The organism is Orbaceae bacterium lpD01 (genome assembly GCA_036251705.1).
GTDB lineage: Bacteria > Pseudomonadota > Gammaproteobacteria > Enterobacterales > Orbaceae > Utexia > Utexia brackfieldae.
In genome coordinates this window covers 818,260-835,898 of the sequence record CP133959.1, presented here as the reverse complement: position 1 = coordinate 835,898, position 17,639 = coordinate 818,260, and the positions used below count along the sequence as shown (strand labels likewise).

Annotated in this window: 13 protein-coding genes and 1 tRNA gene; 1 reads left to right on the top strand and 13 read right to left on the bottom strand. The window is 42.5% G+C overall.

What is annotated here, in order from left to right; translation table 11 throughout:
• Positions 1-5 precede the first annotated feature (5 nt).
• The 8 genes from alr to RHO15_03735 form a co-directional block, all read right to left on the bottom strand.
• Positions 6-1,115, bottom strand: a complete 1,110-nt coding sequence (alr, locus tag RHO15_03770; GenBank protein WVD64642.1) for an alanine racemase — start codon at positions 1,113-1,115, stop codon at positions 6-8.
• 17 nt (positions 1,116-1,132) lie between these two features.
• Positions 1,133-2,545, bottom strand: coding sequence for a replicative DNA helicase (gene dnaB, locus RHO15_03765; protein WVD64641.1), 1,413 nt, complete (start codon positions 2,543-2,545; stop codon positions 1,133-1,135).
• Between the two features lie 114 nt (positions 2,546-2,659).
• Positions 2,660-4,195, bottom strand: coding sequence for a murein biosynthesis integral membrane protein MurJ (gene murJ, locus RHO15_03760; GenBank protein WVD64640.1), 1,536 nt, complete (start codon positions 4,193-4,195; stop codon positions 2,660-2,662).
• Positions 4,196-4,467: 272 nt separating this feature from the next.
• Positions 4,468-5,667 (bottom strand): trans-2-enoyl-CoA reductase family protein, encoded by a 1,200-nt coding sequence (locus RHO15_03755; protein WVD64639.1) that lies wholly within the window; start codon positions 5,665-5,667, stop codon positions 4,468-4,470.
• Between the two features lie 425 nt (positions 5,668-6,092).
• Complete coding sequence (locus RHO15_03750; GenBank protein WVD64638.1) at positions 6,093-6,620, bottom strand: DUF1440 domain-containing protein; 528 nt, start codon at positions 6,618-6,620, stop codon at positions 6,093-6,095.
• 364 nt (positions 6,621-6,984) lie between these two features.
• Positions 6,985-7,060: transfer RNA gene (locus RHO15_03745), tRNA-Asn, on the bottom strand.
• Positions 7,061-7,247: 187 nt separating this feature from the next.
• Positions 7,248-7,883: an MBL fold metallo-hydrolase gene (locus tag RHO15_03740; GenBank protein ID WVD64637.1), complete on the bottom strand. Its 636-nt coding sequence runs from the start codon at positions 7,881-7,883 to the stop codon at positions 7,248-7,250.
• A gap of 10 nt (positions 7,884-7,893) precedes the next feature.
• The gene (locus tag RHO15_03735; GenBank protein ID WVD64636.1) at positions 7,894-9,276 is read right to left on the bottom strand and encodes a DHA2 family efflux MFS transporter permease subunit; all 1,383 of its coding nucleotides are present in this window, start codon (positions 9,274-9,276) and stop codon (positions 7,894-7,896) included.
• A gap of 497 nt (positions 9,277-9,773) precedes the next feature.
• Between RHO15_03735 and lpxL the strand changes: the two genes are divergently transcribed.
• On the top strand, positions 9,774-10,691 hold the full coding sequence (gene lpxL, locus RHO15_03730) for an LpxL/LpxP family Kdo(2)-lipid IV(A) lauroyl/palmitoleoyl acyltransferase (protein WVD64635.1): 918 nt from the start codon (positions 9,774-9,776) through the stop codon (positions 10,689-10,691).
• On the opposite strand, the gene RHO15_03725 is transcribed toward lpxL, so the two are convergent.
• The 5 genes from RHO15_03725 to fabG form a co-directional block, all read right to left on the bottom strand.
• Positions 10,688-11,458: a TatD family hydrolase gene (locus tag RHO15_03725; protein ID WVD64634.1), complete on the bottom strand. Its 771-nt coding sequence runs from the start codon at positions 11,456-11,458 to the stop codon at positions 10,688-10,690. The two genes, lpxL and RHO15_03725, sit on opposite strands and share 4 nt — an antisense overlap.
• Positions 11,455-14,841: an exodeoxyribonuclease V subunit gamma gene (gene recC / locus RHO15_03720; protein ID WVD64633.1), complete on the bottom strand. Its 3,387-nt coding sequence runs from the start codon at positions 14,839-14,841 to the stop codon at positions 11,455-11,457. The genes RHO15_03725 and recC overlap by 4 nt, the downstream gene beginning before the upstream one ends.
• Positions 14,842-15,120: 279 nt before the next feature.
• On the bottom strand, positions 15,121-16,365 hold the full coding sequence (gene fabF, locus RHO15_03715) for a beta-ketoacyl-ACP synthase II (protein WVD64632.1): 1,245 nt from the start codon (positions 16,363-16,365) through the stop codon (positions 15,121-15,123).
• Between the two features lie 134 nt (positions 16,366-16,499).
• Positions 16,500-16,733, bottom strand: a complete 234-nt coding sequence (gene acpP, locus RHO15_03710) for an acyl carrier protein (protein WVD64631.1) — start codon at positions 16,731-16,733, stop codon at positions 16,500-16,502.
• Positions 16,734-16,884: 151 nt separating this feature from the next.
• Complete coding sequence (gene fabG, locus RHO15_03705; GenBank protein WVD64630.1) at positions 16,885-17,619, bottom strand: 3-oxoacyl-ACP reductase FabG; 735 nt, start codon at positions 17,617-17,619, stop codon at positions 16,885-16,887.
• Positions 17,620-17,639 lie beyond the last annotated feature (20 nt).

Genomic DNA, 17,639 nt, shown 5'->3' with positions numbered 1-17,639 from the left:
AGCGCTTAAAATTTATAAACTAACTTAGCCCGACTGGTCAAATGAACAACCAGTTCATAAGCACTCATACCGCTTAATGCAGCAATTTTCTCAACCGGTAAGTCCGGTCCCCAGAAGATCACTTCATCGCCGATTTGCGCCGATGTATCTGGACCTAAATCAACCACAATCATATCCATAGCGATACGACCGACAATCGGCAATAACTGCCCATTAATCATCACCGGAATATCTGCCGGTACGCCTCTGGGATATCCGTCACCATAACCCATGGCAATGACACCTAATCGGGTATCTCGCGGACTACGCCAAGTTTGGCCGTATCCAACGCCCTCACCTTGTTTATGATCTCTCACCGCAATTAACATCGACTTTAACGTCATCACCGGCAGTAAGCCCAGCGCTGCACCGGTTGCTTTATCTTTTATCTGATAATCAAAAGGAGAAATACCGTATAAAACCAGACCTGGACGCACAATATCGCGATGCGCAGTTTGCCATCCAAACAGACCACTTGAGGCACAAAGTGACTGTAGTCCCACTAAAGCCGGATCATCAATTGCAGCGATAAAGTCATCAAAAACCTGAATCTGTGCCGTGGTATAAGGATTATCCAGCTCATCAGCGCAGCAAAAATGGCTGGCAATATTGATGGGTTTCGCCACCGACGGACAGGCAGCAAGCAAGTTAAAATAGTGTCGCGCCTGTTCAGGTCTAAATCCTAAGCGATGCATGCCGGAATCGAGTTTGAACCACACGTTAAGTGGATAACTGGTCTTAAGTTCACGCAAACGTTCAATTTGCTCGGGGCTATGTATCATCGTTTGTAAGGAGTACCGCTCAAGTAACGTGATATCCTCATCCGGAAAAAAGCCCTCCAGCAGTAAAATCGGCGCAATGATGCCGACACTGCGCAGCTCTAATGCCTCACTCAGACGTGCAACACCAAATCCATCAACCTGTTTTTGTAAAAATCGGGCAACTTCAGTCTTACCATGTCCGTAAGCATTCGCTTTGATGATGGCCCAAATTTGACTATGGGGTGCCTGCCGTTTAAAACAATTCACATTATGCAGCAGCGCAGCAACATCAACTTCAACGGTAGCAACTGACATGGATTATCCTCTGGTTATTATTCATCATCAAAATAGTCAGCATTGGTATAATTATCAAAACGTGACCACTGCCCCTGAAACTTCAGTCTCACTTTACCAATCGGACCATTACGCTGTTTACCCAGAATAATTTCCGCAATACCTTTCTGTTCAGAAGCTTCGTTATAAACTTCATCACGATAGATAAACATAATCACGTCAGCATCTTGCTCTATCGAACCTGACTCACGTAAATCTGAGTTGACCGGTCTTTTATCAGCACGCTGCTCAAGACTACGGTTGAGCTGAGACAGGGCCACCACCGGCACTTCCAGCTCTTTCGCCAGCGCTTTGAGTGAGCGAGAGATTTCCGCAATTTCAAGGGTACGATTATCAGATAAACTCGGTACCCGCATCAGTTGTAAGTAATCGACCATAATCATGCTCAGACCACCATGTTCACGATAGATTCGCCGTGCACGTGCACGGACATCCATCGGCGTTAGGCCAGAGGAGTCATCGATATACATATTTTTCTTTTCTAATAAAATCCCCATCGTACTCGATATTCTCGCCCAATCCTCATCATCTAATTGACCGGTTCTTACGCGGGTTTGATCGACTCGAGATAACGAGGCCAACATACGCATCATAATCTGCTCTGCAGGCATCTCAAGACTAAAAATTAATACCGGTTTTTCTTGCATCATCGCGGCATTTTCACATAAGTTCATCGCAAAAGTGGTTTTACCCATTGATGGACGTGCTGCCACAATAATTAAGTCAGAACGCTGTAATCCAGCGGTCTTTTTATCTAAATCAATAAACCCAGAGGAAACGCCGGTAACCCCATCATGCGGCTTTTGAAACAGCTCTTCAATACGGGCAACCGTATCTTCCAGTACGGTCGTGATACTTTTTGGCCCTTCACCACTAGAGGCGCGTTTTTCAGCAATCTGGAACACCTTAGTTTCCGCATGATCAAGCAGATCTTCGCTATCACGCCCCTCTGGTGAGTAACAGCTATCGGCGATCTCATTGGATACCGAGATCAGCTCACGCATGATAGCGCGCTGACGAATAATATCGGTATAGGCCACCACATTAATGGTGCTCGGGGTATTTTTGGATAACTCGGCCAAATAGGCAAACCCCCCCACATCATTAAGCACATCACGGCGCTCTAAGCTTTCAGAAAGGGTAATCAAATCAATCGGAATCCCTTTACTGACTAAAGACTGCATCTCAGTAAAGATCATCTGATGGTGTCTGGAGTAGAAATCATATTCGGTTATCTGCTCAGCCACATGATCCCAACGCTGATTATCTAACATCAAACTCCCTAAGACGGCTTGTTCAGCCTCAATCGAGTGCGGAGGGACCTTCAGGTTATGCACCTGCGCATCTTGATTATCACGGTAGTTTGCCTGATTTGTTTTTTTGGTTGCCATAAAATTATTTTCTATCACTCTGCATAAAAGTTATCGTTCAATGATTAACATTGAGACCTTGATATCACGCAGCAACTTGATATCGCTCGTCATATCATAAATGATTTTCTGGGTTTAATGGACACGTTTTACAAAATGACGCAATTTGAAACCCAATAAAACTAATGCGCCAAAATAGGCAGTCACGCCAGCGATAATCAATAAACATAATCGACCTAAGCGCGATAACATGCCGCCAGCAGACCAGTCTGGTAACCACATCAACATCAACCACAATACCAGTGCCATCATCAGCACAGAAAAGATCACTTTACCTAGAAAAGCCGACCAACCCGGCTGAGGTCGATACAGCTGTTTACGCCGCAGCATCCAAAATAGCAGTCCGGCATTAAAACAGGCTGCAATCCCAATAGAAAGCGACAATCCCGCATGTTTTAGCGGCACGATAAAGAGCAAATTCATCACCTGAGTCAAAATCAGTGTGGCAATCGCAATACGAACCGGCGTTTTTATATCCTGACGCGAATAAAAAGCCGGTGCCAGCACTTTGACTAAGATTAACCCCAATAATCCGACTGAATAAGCCACCAGCGCTTGCTGCGTCATCGCCGTATCTGTTGCAGTAAATTTGCCATATTCAAATAAGGTCGCAATTAACGGTTTGGCAATAATCCCTAAAGCCACGGCGGCCGGTAATGCCAGCAAAAAGCATAAACGCAGCCCCCAATCGAGCAGCTGTGAGTACTCATCAAAATCACTTCTGGCAAAAGCGCGTGACATTGAAGGTAATAAAATAGTCCCTAATGCTGCCCCTAAAACGCCGGCTGGAAACTCCATTAAGCGATCGGCATAATACATCCAGGAAATCGAACCTGAAATCAAAAATGAGGCAAAGATCGTATTAATAATTAAAGAGATTTGGCCAACCGAGACGCCTAAAATCGCCGGGCCCATCTGTTTTAACACCCGCCAAACACCGCTATCTTTAAGATTAATCCGCGGCAGTACCAGCATACCAATATTTTTCAAGTAAGGGAGCTGATATAAGATTTGTAGCACTCCCCCAACCAGTATCGAAGCCGCTAAAGCTAAAATAGGCGGATGAAAATAGGGCGAAGCAAACAGCGTAAAACCTATCATACTAATATTGAGAAAAGTCGGTGCAAAGGCCGGCACCGAAAAACGGTTCCAGGTATTTAAGATCGCGCCCACTAATGAAGCAAGCGAGATCAGAAAAATATACGGAAACGTGATTCTTAGCATTAGCACTGATAGCTCAAACTTTTCCATCGGCTGCGTAAATCCAGGGGCCGTAATCATAATCACAATTGGCGCAGCAATTATGCCGACGATAGTGACTAAAGCCAGTATGAGTGTCAATAAACCGGCGATATAAGAGATAAAGATTTTGCTAGCCTCTTCACCCTGCTGACTCTTATATTCGGCTAAAATCGGCACAAAAGCCTGTGAAAATGCCCCTTCGGCAAAAATTCGGCGCAGTAAATTAGGCAGTTTAAATGCCACAAAAAAAGCATCGGTCGCCATACCGGCACCGAAAAATCGCGCCACAATGGCATCACGCACAAATCCCAATACTCGGGAGAAAAGCGTCATTGAGCTGACGGCAGCAAGTGATTTTAATAAATTCATAGTTAGTTTCTGGCATCGTTCCTGTATCACGTGGCAGTAATTCACCAGCCTCAATTATCGGACTTAGACGCGTGATATTGGGGAGATAGTCTCTTATAAAATTCGGGCTATTCTAGCATAATACCGATATTAAATATAATTGCCTGATCAGAAATTAATAGCATCTTGTACATGCCTGCTGATTAAGCGGCATAAAAGCGAGGGTACACAGAATAAAAAAGCCCGTTAAATCATCTTTAACGGGCTTAATATCAGATTGGCTTAGGCGCAGATTAGTTTAGCTCAACCACATCAAATCCAACCACCGGATCGACATCAGCGTTATAATCAACGCCAGTTAAACCGAAGCCAAATAGACGTAAAAACTCAGCCTTATAACCTTGATAGTCAGTTAGTTCATTAATCGTGTCATCTTTAACCTGAGACCAGATTTGACGACAAGCTTCCTGCACTTCAGGACGTAGTTCCCAATCATCCAGGCGTAAACGATGCTGATCATCAGTTTCCGGTAAATGAGCTGCGTAAAGTTTGCTACTAAACAGACGCTGAATCTGTTCGATACAACCTTCATGTAATCCCATCTCTTTCATCACTTTAAATGACATCGAGATATAAAGTGGCATAACCGGAATCGCAGAAGAAGCTTGCGTGACCACCGATTTTAAGACAGCGACATAAGCATGTCCCCCTTTGGCGGCTAATTTTTTATCAATCGCTTGTGCTGCTCGGTCTAAATCCTCTTTCGCTTTGCCTAACGTACCATGCCAGTAAATTGGCCAGGTTAATTCGGTACCAATATAAGAGTAAGCAACCGCTTGTGCCTTATCAGCAAGTACACCAGCATCTTCTAAGGCATTCATCCAAAGTTCCCAATCCTGCCCGCCCATCACTTTAATGGTATCAGCAATCTCTTGCTCATTTGCAGGTTCAACGGTTGCTTCCACTAACACATCTTTATTGGTATCAAGTGCAACTGAGTGATAAGGTTGACCAATGGGTTTTAAACTTGAACGAGCCAGTTCACCGGTTTCAGGCATTTTACGCACAGGCGAAGCTAACGAGTAAACGACTAAATCAATCTGACCTAAATCTTTTTTGATCAGATCAATCACTTGTTTACGGCACTCATTAGAGAAAGCATCACCATTAATACTCTTTGAGTATAAACCTGCTGCTTTAGCCGCTTTATCGAAAGCCGCTGAATTATACCAACCTGCTGAGCCAGGTTTTGTCTCTGTACCTGGTTTTTCGAAAAAGACACCAATAGTCGCTGCATCAGATCCAAAAGCCGCATTAATTCGCGAAGCTAAACCATAACCAGTAGAAGCACCAATAACCAGCACTTTTTTCGGGCCATTAGCTAATTTGCCTTTTGATTTTACATAAGCAATTTGTTGATTAACATTTTCAGCGCAGCCAACCGGGTGCGTTGTAGTACAAATAAAACCACGAATTTTTGGTTGAATTATCATAGATTGTATCTCAATTATTTCTTGAAAAGTGCCTTACTATATACTGAATCAACTATAAAAAACAAGTTAATCAATATCTGGAATTCATTCGCATCACGAGATCTGAACAAAGGGTATTTTACCATCAGACTGATATTGATACTAGTCAGACAGTTATACGCACATCTCAGTTCAAGTAGCAAGATAGCAAACAGTATCAGACTGGGCGATGCTCAATCAGTGAGTGACGCTAATAACTGATTAAGCAGAGCGTATCGCAGCGACAGTTCGATTAACAGGTTTAGGCGGTAATAGGAGGAGAAGAGTAATTGTTGACAACTTGTTTTAGTCAGACAAGACTAACCAAAACAAGCTGCATTGATGACGCTATTTATGCTCAATTAGTCAATCCATTAACGATTGAATGAGCGCAAACGAATCATACGTTATTGGAATTCTGGATCAGGTTTTTTAGTGAATCGACTACGTAAATCACGACGGACAATTTCAATGACCCAAACCCAAAGTAACGTGCCTAAAAATTCAGATAGTAAACCGTCGACCGGTAACTGCCAGGCTGGCGGCGTGAGCTGTAAAACAGGTAAAACAATGCCGTGAAAGCCAATCGCAACGATTAGGCCAAATAGACAACCTTGCCATAATTTAATTTTTGGAAAAATTTCGGCAACAACACCATAAAAGACGGCACAGACGATAGAAAAGATAATATGAACACCATTGCCACCATAATTAACGACTTGCTCAGAGTAAGTGTAAACCATATTGGTGACATCAATCCCCATCTGTTTAAGTAAATCGACTGGCGGTGGAATTGCACCTGGTAAACGAGGTGGCATGAGCTCTTCGGTACCCGACTTCACGAACGCGGAAATAATGCCGCCAATGATACCAATCAATACAGCAAGTGAATAACAACGTGTACTCGGTTTTGTTCTTTGAAATAGATTTATCATTTTTATTGACCTATTTATAGTGAAATTATTTTTATTATATACCGTATACTGCCTATTTCCATTATCGCAAAATAGAGATAAAGCAAATCAAGAAAATCAGTACAGCACAACCTTATTATAGGCATAAAAATATCCATTTGCATTAGTTTAATAAATAAATAATGATATTCAGATAGTTCAATCGGATTAAATCATACGCGGCTTTTGGCGCTGCCGATAAAACAAATAGGTCGTGGATACAGTCTAAAAATAAGTAAAAAAGGTAACAAATCACTCGAAATAATCGTTTTGATAATGTAACAAAGAGAATAAAACAGGCTTAAATCTGAAAAAGTGCCAAATGAACAAAATAGAGAGGGAAATTTGGCTCCTCCAACTGGACTCGAACCAGTGACATACGGATTAACAGTCCGGCGTTCTACCAACTGAACTATGGAGGAACAAATTGGTAGCGCGAATATTAAAGATTTCGTCGATTATTGTCAATAGTCGAATAATAAAAAAATCATCATTGGCCGATTTTTTAATCACTCTTAGCCGCATCACTGGATGATCATCCTTTAATCACGGCGACTTTGACCACGTTTATGATGTCACACGACAAGTCGATAGTATAAAAAGTACAACTTAGCCTTTAATAATATAGGGATTCGTCATACGCTCATCACCGAAGGTGGATACCGGTCCATGTCCAGGAATAAAAGTAATATCATCGCCCAGCGGCAGTAATTTTTGTTTAATCGAATGCATCAGATCTTGATAGTTACCTTGCGGAAAATCTGTCCGACCGATACTGCCTTTAAATAACACATCACCAACAAAGGCTAATTTAGCTGAATGCGCCATAAACACGACATGTCCGGGGGTGTGACCGGGACAGTGAATCACCGACAATTGTTCATCACCTAAAGTCATTTCATCGCCCTCTTTCAACCAATAATCGGGTACAAAGGCCTCGCAAAAAGGTAAACCAAACTGCATCGATTGATGAGGTAAATTATCCAACCAGAATTTATCGGCCATCGTTGGGCCATATACTTTAACTTGATAATGTTCAGCTAAGGTTTTTGCCGCGCCGACGTGATCTAAGTGACCATGGGTTAAGAGAATTTTATCCACACTCAAACCCAATTGCGTGATGGCATTAATCAGTAACGCTGCTTCGCCTCCAGGATCGATGATCGCGGCTTGTCTGGTTTTCTCACACCAAATAATTGAGCAATTTTCTGCAAATGCCGTGACAGGAATAATTTGATATTGCATATTTTGCCTCTTAATGTTGATCGTTTTCTGCATGTCTAATCGTTAAATTGACGCCATCTTCCGGTTTTAGTTTACGGAAAATAAGACCAGAACATAAAGTAATCGCGCCTAAGACAATAAAACTGGCTTTGAATGCATCACTCACTTCATGATGAAATATATCCAGATTTTGGCTGAAAACTCGGACCAGAACCGCGCCGCAAGCCACCCCAAAACTAATGGCTAATTGTTGATTGACCGCCATCAAACTATTACCACTACTAGTTAGATCACCTTTAAGATCAGCCAGTGTGATACTGTTCATTGAGGTGAACTGTAAGGAGTTAACCGCCCCCAGACAAAATAACAGCATGGCAAATATAATCAGCGATGAGTTTTCATTTAAGACAGATAAACTCATCACAATGACGCCAGCAATCACGGTATTGACCAACAGCACTCGTCGATATCCAAAACGTCTTAATATCGGCGGAACAAACGTCTTCATGGTTAATGAGGCTATTGCCATTGGCATCAACATCAGACCGGCAGTTATCGCTGAATAACCAAAAGCGACTTGAAGTAATAAAGGCACTAAGAAAGGGGCCGCTGAAATACCTAAACGGCTAATTAAATTCCCTAACAGCCCTATTTTAAAGGTATTAATTTGAAACAACTCAAGCGAGAACAATGGCTCAGTAGCGCGACGAGCATGAACAACATAACCATATAATAAAAACAGACAGCCGATAAACAGACATAAGGAGAGATAAATATTCACCCCTTCATTGATAAATTCCAGACTTAATGTCGTCCCAATGACCGCCAATGAAATCAGCGCCGCGCCAGTAAAATCGAAGGATGACTTCTTACCTTTAAGGTTAGGCAGAAATTTGATCCCGGTAATAATACCGATCACACCGATCGGAATATTGATTAAAAAAATCCAGTGCCAGGTTGCCTCTTCAACTAAATATCCCCCTAACACGGGGCCGACAACCGGACCGATTAATCCCGGAATCGTTGAAGCATTTAAGGCGGCTAAAAATTCACTGCGTTTAAATGATTTAATCAAAGCAAGCCTGGTGACCGGCACCATCATTGCTCCGCCAATGCCCTGCAAAACTCGGGATAAGTCGAGGAAAATCAGGGATTGAGATAACGCACAACAGAGTGAACCTAACGAGAAAAGCGAGACCGCAGTGACAAAAACATTGCGCGTACCAAACTTATCCGCTAAAAAACCACTCACCGGAATAAAGAGCGCTAACGTAAGTGCGTAAGAGATAACCGCTGATTGCATATTTAAGGGTGATTCGTTGAGATCATGTGCAATAGTGGGTAAGGCAGTATTGAGAATCGAGGTATCGAGTGTTTGCATGAAAAATGCCACGGCAGCGATCCATGGCATCATTCGAAGCATCAACGGCGTAATAGATTCATTATTATTATTTGACATAAGCTATAGTTTCAAAAAAGTGTGATGATATTATATTTCTGTTTAACCCAAAATCAAATTACCGATTTTTTACGTAAACTTATATCATCTCATCATGCCGACACACTTCATCATAAATGTGGAGCCATCAATAACGATGATTGGAAATTAATATGCAATTAAATCGTGCTAGTCGCACATCTGAGCGTCACTTTCAGTCTAATCAATAATAATTAAGCGCAGATTAATGCCACTAAACTAGCTGAATATTCAGCCATTATACCGCGCAATTTTAGCGAAAGCCTATCATATTTTCATATCATCAGAACACATGCAGGTAAATTTTCACGATTTGTTTAGCTCGATTAAAATAAATCATTATTTTTATTATTAAAAATTGAACTTAGTCAGTAAATGGCACTCTAATTTCTTACAGATACAAAAACAATAAAATAAATAGGCTCAACAGCGTCATGACCCCTCAATTTTCTTTTGCTCTACTCCGTCCCCGTTATTGGTTAACCTGGATTGGTATCGGGACACTTTATTTACTCGTACAACTTCCTTACCCTGTATTACTTCATATTGGTAAAATATTGGGGCGTTTGTCTATGCCATTTCTCAAACGCCGTTCTTCAATTGCGAAAAAGAATTTGCATGCTTGTTTTCCGGAGTTATCCGGGCAAGAGATCGATAAACGCGTGATTAATAATTTTGAGTCAGTCGGTATGGGACTGATTGAAACTGGCATGGCCTGGTTTTGGTCAGATAAGCGTATTCAAAAATGGGGCAAGATCGAAGGCTTAGAACACTTAGATAAAGCAGTCAAATCGCAACATGGCGTGCTATTAGTCGGTATCCATTTTTTAACTTTAGAACTAGGCGGCCGAATATTAGGCCAGTGTCATGAAGGTATTGGTGTTTACCGTGCTCATAACAATCGTTTATTAGACTGGGTTCAGCTAAAAGGTCGTTTAAAATCGAACAAAGCCTTTATTGATCGTCACGATACCCGAAAGATGATTAAGGCATTAAGAGAGAATGAGATACTTTGGTATGCACCAGATCATGATTATGGCCTTAAAAATAGCGTGTTTGTGCCCTTCTTTGCGATGCCCGATGCGGCAACCACGATCGGTACCCACCTGCTGATGAAAATGGCTAACCCCACGGTGATTGCCTTTGCCCCTATCCGCAATAAAGATGGTAGCGGCTACACCATTTCCATCTCCGATAGCATTACTCACTTTCCGGTTGAAAATGCCGCAGAGTCAGCGAAAAGCATGAATGCGGTGATCGAAAAAGAGATCATGAAAGCACCAGATTTATATATGTGGCTACATCGTCGTTTTAAAACGCGACCGGCGAATATCGCGTCAATCTATGACTAAATGGATAGCTTAAATAGCGTTCGAGTATTGGTGGCAATTTGGTTTTTAATCCGATCAGGTGACTCTGACCGAAGTTGGCAGAGCGCTTCAAACACCTGCACAATACGTTCAGGTCGATTAGGTTGGCCCTGAAAACCAGATAGCGGCATGTCCGGCGCATCCGTTTCTAACACCAAGGCCTCAAGCGGTAAACGAGCAACCGCTTGTCGCGTTTTATTCGCACGTTGATAGGTAATCACGCCACCAATACCAATTAAATAGCCTAAATCCACAAATTGCATCGCTTGTTCATAGCTGCCAGAAAATCCATGTAGCACGCCTAGACGCGGTAATCTAGCCTGTTTCAGTGCTTTATATAGCAAGTCATGCGTCCGACGAGCGTGTAAGATAACCGGTAACGCATACGTCTTAGCCAGTACCAGTTGCTGGCTAAAATAGATCTGCTGCTCATCAATACTGGGCTGCGCAACAAACCGATCAAGACCAATCTCACCAATGGCAATCACTTTATCGAAATGGCGCGTCAATAGCTCACTTAGCTGCTGTAAATCCTGCGGTTGATGAGTATAAATTGGGTGTAAACCCACTGCAGCAAAAATCGGTGGATATTGTTCAGCTAAGCGGCAGACTAACTCAAACCGTTCAGCCGATACCGCCGGGATAATTAACCCGCTTACTCCTGCCTGCTGCGCCTGTTTCACTACAGCGGTCATATCATCGATGAAGGGAGGAAAATCAAGATGACAATGGGTATCAATAAAGGTCATGATGTGATCCTTGCCTGACGAAGCGGTAAAAGTAGCTGCTGCGCTGTTTGTGCCATTTTATCCATCAGTGCATCATCGATGACAGGAAAAAGGCGTAAATAGTAGTTATCACACTCACCGGTTATTTGATAGCCATCGACCCAAAGATGATTAAATTTTTGACGCGCCTTAAGCATCGCTGCCTCATCTTTTAATAGCGTCTGAGACGTATCATCATAGCAACTTTCTAACCAGTTCCAGGCTGATTTAAGTGGTAAAAATAGCGGCGAGCTCATCCCTTGTATATAGTAAGTCACTAACTTATCTAACTCCGTATAAGCTTGCTCTCGAGATATTGGCTTAAAACGCCACTCACTGTTATCGCGACCATATAAGCGAGACTCGCCCAGATAATCTGCGCGTATCAGCGTTAAAATTAAATGTTCCAGCCACAGCGACATACCATCATAAATAGAGAGTTTACTGGCTCGCCAGCGCAAGAGACCATCGGCTTGTATGTCACTAAGCCAGCCTTGTAACACGCCGGCTGAGAGATCAATATTTACTTCCAACCTCTCGGTGCTGTTCTTTTCTGCCAGTACTTTATCCGCCAGTACTTGCATCTCCTCAGATTGCTGCGCAATCAGTAAGTCACCAAAGGCCCCATAAGGTATTTTACCTTCCGCTTTAATCAGTTTAATCATCTGCGCAACACCAGTCTCGTCTTTGATTAACTGGGCCAGCAAACGCTCATTCAACTGATAACGAGACAAAGCGTCTATATCAAAAGATTCCGCATTGGGTAGCTCTTCATCATATAGCGCAAAATAGATATTGAGCCTTTTTTGCAGTAACATCCTCACGGGATGGCGATAAAACTGCTTTAGCTCATCGAGTGAAATCTGTTTGGCCTGCCAGGGTGTCAGGACTGAATCAAAAATCATTTTTCGCCCTTGCCGCTGCGCAGCCGGTAACCACTCATCGGCATAACTTTTAATCTGATAGTGATCGGGATTTTGCCTATAATTAGCCGCACTAAAAGGCATACGCGCATGAGCAATGGTTAAGTGCTCAGATAAGCGCTGCGCACTCTCATCGATATTGCGCTTCTCATCTCCTTTTAACACAAACGATTGTGATAAATAGTCTCTTAACTCATCGACCAATACCGAAGGGTAACGCTCGCTATTATCGGTAATCGCCTTGCCAATATAACTGATATACAGTTGATTTTGGGCTGAAAGTATCGCCTCCAGGAATAAGTAGCGATCATCATCCCGGCGGCTTCGATCACCGCGCTGCATATGTTTGATCATCAGATCAAAACCAACCGGTAACGTTGTTCGCGGATAAACGCCCTCATTCATACCAAGCAAACAGACAACCTTAAAGGGAATTGAACGCATCGGCAGCATGGTACAAAAGTTGATCTTTCCAGCCAGAAAACGTTGTTCAATACGTGTCTGTTCGAGCTGGGCTTGCAATGCATCGTGTAAAACGGTAATCGCCAACGGTTTATCGTAACCAGCTTCAATTCCTTTATCTATCAGTGTTTGCCAGGCTTGCTCAATCAACAATAGCAGTGGTTCACTCTCTTCAGTACGCAAAAAGAGATCATCTTGTAGTTGATAGCAAAACAGCCGCCACTCACTTAACGTCTGTTTTTCGGTGAGTAGCCGCCGCCATTTAACCAAAAAGAATAAAAACTCAGCCAGTTTACCCACTAATTCGGCCGCCAATCCACTGGTATTATCAAATGGGACAATATCCTGCCAGTCACCCAGATGACTGTTCATGGCATAGCCTAGTAGCATCCGCGTTAAACCAAAATGCCAGGTATGTTGACCTGAGCTTGGTAATCCCAGATCTGAGACCATCTCGTCATCAAGTCCCCACCGAATACCAGCATCAATGCACCAACCTCTAAGCTGTTTCAATTGACTTTCATTGATCTGAAATTTTGCCGCCAAAGCGGGCACTTCCAGTAAATCAAAAATCACATCGCTGGTAAAACGGCTTTGTGGCAAACTCAGTAAAGTGAAAAAAGCCTGAATAGCCGGATCAATATAACGAATTTTTCGATCGGAAATGGTAAAGGGTAAATAACGCGATTTTGGTGCATTACCAAATACCGCATTAATATAGGGCGCATAGCGTTCAATATCGGCCACCATCACCACAATATCACGCATAGACAGCGTCTTATCTTGCTCTACTATCGATAAAAGATAGTCATACAGCACCTCAACTTCTCGCAGCTCGCTATGACAGGCATGAAATGAGATTGAAAAATCCGCTTTGCTCACCAGTTGTTTGGTCCGGCTACTGGCATAAGATTTTTCATCATAACCCACTATCGCTTTATCATCGAGATCGAGAATGTGTTGTTGTAGCGCGCTCAGCAACGTATCATTGCCCAAATCAACAAACGCTTCAATATCCTGTTTATTGGGATAGTCCTGCAATAAAAAGAGATTATCGCGTCCCAACTTTCCCCAGGAGGCGAGTAGCGGATTTGACTGGGTGGTTGGCATAAAAAAGTCAAATTGAGCCTCATGCTGCTTAAACAGGCCGCGTTTCAATTTGCTTTGATAATGCTGCCACTGTGTTTGTAATAATTTATTAAGCCAACGCTCATCAGGAATATCTCCCCAGTACCAACGACAGGGATTAGTAAACATCAGATGAACATCAATATGCTGACCCAAAGCATACAGCGAAGCTAAGTAGACTGGCGGCAGCGAAGTGATACCAAAAATAAATAACCGCTTAGGTAATTGACGCAAGATACTTTCTGGCAGGGTATCTTGCGCTAAGGTTTCGATAAAACGCTGATAAATATTCGCGCGATGGGCTAATGGCTGACCTAACTGTCTGGTCTGCATGATCAACTTACGCCAAAGCGCAGCCTGCCATATTTCATTCTGATCGGATTCATCATTCAGTTTACCACTCTCCCACTGCACTATCCAATCTGGTCTGTAGACTAAATATTGGTCATATAAATCAGCAATACGTATCGCTAACTGATAATATTTTCGGTCATGATTATCTTGGGAGAGATACTGAGCGAGCAGGGAGAATTCGGGTAAATCAATCACTTCTGGTAATAGCTGCATCAGCTTCCAGCTCATGATATCCTTCTCAAAATAGTTTTGATCGGGCACATCCGGTAAAACCAGATTGTACATCTGCCAAATAAAGTGACTTGGGAAGATAAAATCAATATTTGCGGTCACATCCAACGCTTCAGCTAGCTGAATTTGTAGCCATTGTGCCATACCATTACTTTGCACCAGCATAATCTCTGGCGTAAAAACAGAGGGTAGCGGCTGACGCTTAATGAGCTCGGCGGCTAATAATTTTAAAAGCTCTAATTGATTGGAGTGATAAACCGTCAGCATATATCAGATCTACGATGAATGATGAACAATGATTATAGCGGAAAATAGGTCGATAAGGAAATCATCGGCTTATCGGACAATAACCTCGTATGAATGAAAAAAGTTGACGACCGATAAAAATCACACCGAGAAAGATATCGCTTGGTTAAATCTCACATAACGTGACGAAATTATCCGTTCATTTATAGAGTGATGCTGAAAAGCAGTGATGAAAAGTAGTACAGAAAAAAGTAAGAGAAACGGAATATCGATATTCAGCAATATTCCGTGTGGTAATGATTAGATTTTTTTGAATAACACCGAACCGTTGGTTCCGCCAAAACCAAATGAATTACATAGCGCATATTCCATGTTTTTCACCTGACGGGCCGTATGTGGTACATAATCCAGATCACATCCTTCATCAGGATTATCCAGATTGATTGTCGGTGGAATCGCTTGATCATGCAGCGCCATCACCGTAAAGATCGATTCAACAGCACCTGCGGCACCGAGCAGATGGCCCATCATCGACTTCGTTGAGCTGACCATCACTTTGCGCGCATCCTCTTTAAACACAGATTTAACCGCTTGAGTTTCCGCTTTATCGCCCGCTGGCGTTGAAGTGCCGTGTGCATTCACATAGCCAACTTGAGATGGCGTGATACCTGCATCACGAATCGCATTCTCCATCGCCAATGCAGCACCGGCACCGTTTTCTGGAGGCGAAGTCATATGATAGGCGTCACCGCTCATACCAAAACCGACTAATTCAGCATAGATTTTAGCACCGCGCTTTTTAGCATGCTCATACTCTTCAAGTACCATAATACCAGCACCATCGCCCAACACAAAACCATCACGGTCTTTATCCCACGGACGGCTAGCAGCTTTAGGATCTTCATTACGTGTTGATAAGGCACGTGCAGCACCAAAACCACCAATGCCCAGTGGCGTACTGGCTTTCTCACCACCACCGGCTAACATAACATCGGCATCGCCATAAGCAATGATACGCGCGGCATGTCCAATATTATGTACACCTGATGAACAAGCGGTGGCAATCGTAATACTTGGACCACGCAATCCATAAAGAATAGAAAGATGACCAGAAATCATATTAACAATCGTTGAAGGCACAAAAAATGGACTAATTTTTCGTGGGCCACCATGAATGAGTGCACTATGATTCTCTTCAATCAGACCTAAACCACCAATACCGGAACCAATCGCCGTACCGATACGGGTTTCATTTTCTGGGGTTACTTCCAAGCCTGAATTTTTCATGGCTTGAATTCCCGCTGCGATACCATATTGGATAAAATAATCCATTTTGCGCGCATCTTTACGAGAAATATTATAATCTTCGCTGTTAAAATCTTTCACTAAACCAGCGAATTTAGTTGCAAAAGGGGCTGTATCAAAATGGGTAATGAGTTCGATACCACTCTGTCCGGCTAAAAGTGACTGCCAGGTAGACTCAACGGTATTACCAACAGGAGATAGTAGACCCATTCCAGTTACGACAACTCTGCGTTTAGACACGTTGTGCCTCCTGAAAAGGATTAAGATAGAGATAAACCTTATTATATGAAATATGATGCATAAGCAACAGGTTTACGGCATAAGAAATAAATAAGGCGATCAATTGACCGCCTATAATAAAAACTGTGCTGATCTTATTGATTAGCTGAAACGTAATCAATTGCAGCTTGTACAGTTGTAATTTTTTCAGCTTCTTCGTCAGGAATTTCAGTATCAAATTCTTCTTCTAAAGCCATCACTAATTCTACTGTATCAAGAGAATCAGCGCCTAAATCTTCAACAAAAGAAGATTCGTTTTTAACTTCGTCTTCTTTAACGCCTAATTGCTCAACAATAATTTTCTTAACGCGCTCTTCAATAGTGCTCATACTCTCTTTTTTCCTATAAAAACTCGCCTAATGCGATGGTTGATCTAGTTTATAAAATGTTGAAAAAGTTGCAAACAAATTTTTCAACCGAATTGTTTATTTTTTATCCAATCTAACAAAATGCGTGTATATCTTACACTATTTTATCAGATTAGACCATATACATACCGCCATTGACATGTAAAGTTTCACCAGTAATGTAACCCGCCTCATCTGAGACTAAAAAAGCAACTGCATTGGCAATATCTTTAGGATCGCCTAAACGATTCGCTGGAATTTGCGCTAAGGTCATCGCTTTTTGTTCTTCAGTCAACGCATCAGTCATATCCGTTGCGATAAAACCAGGCGCAACCACATTCACCGTAATACCCCGTGATGCGATCTCTCTAGCGAGTGATTTACTAAAACCAATTAAACCCGCTTTTGCCGCAGCGTAGTTTGCTTGTCCAGCATTCCCCATTGTCCCCACAACAGAGCCAATAGTCACAATGCGGCCATAACGTTTTTTCATCATCGTGCGCATTAACGCTTTCGATAAATGGAACACTGAAGTTAAATTGGTATCAATAATATCCTGCCACTCATCATCTTTCATGCGCATTAAGAGATTATCACGGGTAATACCAGCATTGTTAACTAAGATATCAATATCACCAAATTCTGCTTTGATTACAGCCAAGACATCTTCAATCGACTGTGCATCAGTGACATTGAGCACGAGTCCTTTACCTTGTTCACCTAAGTACTGGCTAATAGCTAGCGCGCCATTTTCAGTCGTTGCGGTGCCAATGACAGTGGCACCGCTCGCTGTCAATTTTTCAGCAATCGCACGACCAATACCTCGACTGGCGCCCGTCACTAAAGCAATTTTTCCGGTTAGGTTCATAAGTATCCTCTTCTCTTTTA

What these genes read in the sequence shown, in the direction of transcription:
- alr (WVD64642.1), bottom strand. Translation starts at nt 1,115, where the DNA reads ATGTCAGTTGCTACCGTTGAAGTTGATGTTGCTGCGCTGCTGCATAAT.
- dnaB (WVD64641.1), bottom strand. Translation starts at nt 2,545, where the DNA reads ATGGCAACCAAAAAAACAAATCAGGCAAACTACCGTGATAATCAAGAT.
- murJ (WVD64640.1), bottom strand. Translation starts at nt 4,195, where the DNA reads ATGAATTTATTAAAATCACTTGCTGCCGTCAGCTCAATGACGCTTTTC.
- RHO15_03755 (WVD64639.1), bottom strand. Translation starts at nt 5,667, where the DNA reads ATGATAATTCAACCAAAAATTCGTGGTTTTATTTGTACTACAACGCAC.
- RHO15_03750 (WVD64638.1), bottom strand. Translation starts at nt 6,620, where the DNA reads ATGATAAATCTATTTCAAAGAACAAAACCGAGTACACGTTGTTATTCA.
- RHO15_03740 (WVD64637.1), bottom strand. Translation starts at nt 7,883, where the DNA reads ATGCAATATCAAATTATTCCTGTCACGGCATTTGCAGAAAATTGCTCA.
- RHO15_03735 (WVD64636.1), bottom strand. Translation starts at nt 9,276, where the DNA reads ATGATGCCATGGATCGCTGCCGTGGCATTTTTCATGCAAACACTCGAT.
- lpxL (WVD64635.1), top strand. Translation starts at nt 9,774, where the DNA reads ATGACCCCTCAATTTTCTTTTGCTCTACTCCGTCCCCGTTATTGGTTA.
- RHO15_03725 (WVD64634.1), bottom strand. Translation starts at nt 11,458, where the DNA reads ATGACCTTTATTGATACCCATTGTCATCTTGATTTTCCTCCCTTCATC.
- recC (WVD64633.1), bottom strand. Translation starts at nt 14,841, where the DNA reads ATGCTGACGGTTTATCACTCCAATCAATTAGAGCTTTTAAAATTATTA.
- acpP (WVD64631.1), bottom strand. Translation starts at nt 16,733, where the DNA reads ATGAGCACTATTGAAGAGCGCGTTAAGAAAATTATTGTTGAGCAATTA.
- fabG (WVD64630.1), bottom strand. Translation starts at nt 17,619, where the DNA reads ATGAACCTAACCGGAAAAATTGCTTTAGTGACGGGCGCCAGTCGAGGT.